Below are 1,670 nucleotides of genomic sequence, written 5' to 3'. Positions count from 1 at the left end.
ACGGGTCCACGTTAGAACACCAGCCATTAAAGGGTGGTATTTCAAGGGCGGCTCCACGCAGACTGGCGTCCACGCTTCAAAGCCTCCCACCTATCCTACACATCAAGGACCAGTGTTCAGTGTCAAGCTATAGTAAAGGTTCACGGGGTCTTTCCGTCTTGCCGCGGGTACACTGCATCTTCACAGCGAGTTCAATTTCACTGAGTCTCGGGTGGAGACAGCCTGGCCATCATTACGCCATTCGTGCAGGTCGGAACTTACCCGACAAGGAATTTCGCTACCTTAGGACCGTTATAGTTACGGCCGCCGTTTACCGGGGCTTCGATCAAGAGCTTCTCCTTACGGATGACCCCATCAATTAACCTTCCGGCACCGGGCAGGCGTCACACCGTATACGTCCACTTTCGTGTTTGCACAGTGCTGTGTTTTTAATAAACAGTTGCAGCCAGCTGGTATCTTCGACTGATTTCAGCTCCATCCGCAAGGGACTTCACCTACGCATCAGCGTGCCTTCTCCCGAAGTTACGGCACCATTTTGCCTAGTTCCTTCACCCGAGTTCTCTCAAGCGCCTTGGTATTCTCTACCTGACCACCTGTGTCGGTTTGGGGTACGATTTCGTGTTACCTGATGCTTAGAGGCTTTTCCTGGAAGCAGGGCATTTGTTACTTCAGCACCGTAGTGCCTCGTCATCACGCCTCAGTGTTAAAGTGCTCCGGATTTGCCTGGAGCACACACCTTCACGCTTAAACCGGGACAACCGTCGCCCGGCTAACATAGCCTTCTCCGTCCCCCCTTCGCAGTAACACCAAGTACAGGAATATTAACCTGTTTCCCATCGACTACGCCTTTCGGCCTCGCCTTAGGGGTCGACTCACCCTGCCCCGATTAACGTTGGACAGGAACCCTTGGTCTTCCGGCGAGCGGGCTTTTCACCCGCTTTATCGTTACTTATGTCAGCATTCGCACTTCTGATACCTCCAGCATGCCTCACAGCACACCTTCGCAGGCTTACAGAACGCTCCCCTACCCAACAACACATAAGTGTCGCTGCCGCAGCTTCGGTGCATGGTTTAGCCCCGTTACATCTTCCGCGCAGGCCGACTCGACCAGTGAGCTATTACGCTTTCTTTAAATGATGGCTGCTTCTAAGCCAACATCCTGGCTGTCTGGGCCTTCCCACATCGTTTCCCACTTAACCATGACTTTGGGACCTTAGCTGGCGGTCTGGGTTGTTTCCCTCTTCACGACGGACGTTAGCACCCGCCGTGTGTCTCCCGTGATAACATTCTCCGGTATTCGTAGTTTGCATCGGGTTGGTAAGCCGGGATGGCCCCCTAGCCGAAACAGTGCTCTACCCCCGGAGATGAATTCACGAGGCGCTACCTAAATAGCTTTCGGGGAGAACCAGCTATCTCCCGGTTTGATTGGCCTTTCACCCCCAGCCACAGGTCATCCGCTAATTTTTCAACATTAGTCGGTTCGGTCCTCCAGTTAGTGTTACCCAACCTTCAACCTGCCCATGGCTAGATCACCGGGTTTCGGGTCTATACCCTGCAACTTAACGCCCAGTTAAGACTCGGTTTCCCTTCGGCTCCCCTATTCGGTTAACCTTGCTACAGAATATAAGTCGCTGACCCATTATACAAAAGGTACGCAGTCACCCCATTAA

1 rRNA gene is annotated in these 1,670 nt (G+C 53.1%); it reads right to left on the bottom strand.

The features are described 5' to 3' along the window. Positions 1 to 1,670: ribosomal RNA gene (locus ACFX4U_RS24010) — 23S ribosomal RNA — on the bottom strand; the annotation flags it as partial.

This window comes from Kosakonia sp. YIM B13588 (assembly GCF_042788165.1).
Lineage (GTDB): Bacteria > Pseudomonadota > Gammaproteobacteria > Enterobacterales > Enterobacteriaceae > Kosakonia > Kosakonia sacchari.
The sequence above is the reverse complement of the archived record's forward strand: the minus strand, read 5'-3'. Positions and strand labels throughout refer to the sequence as shown.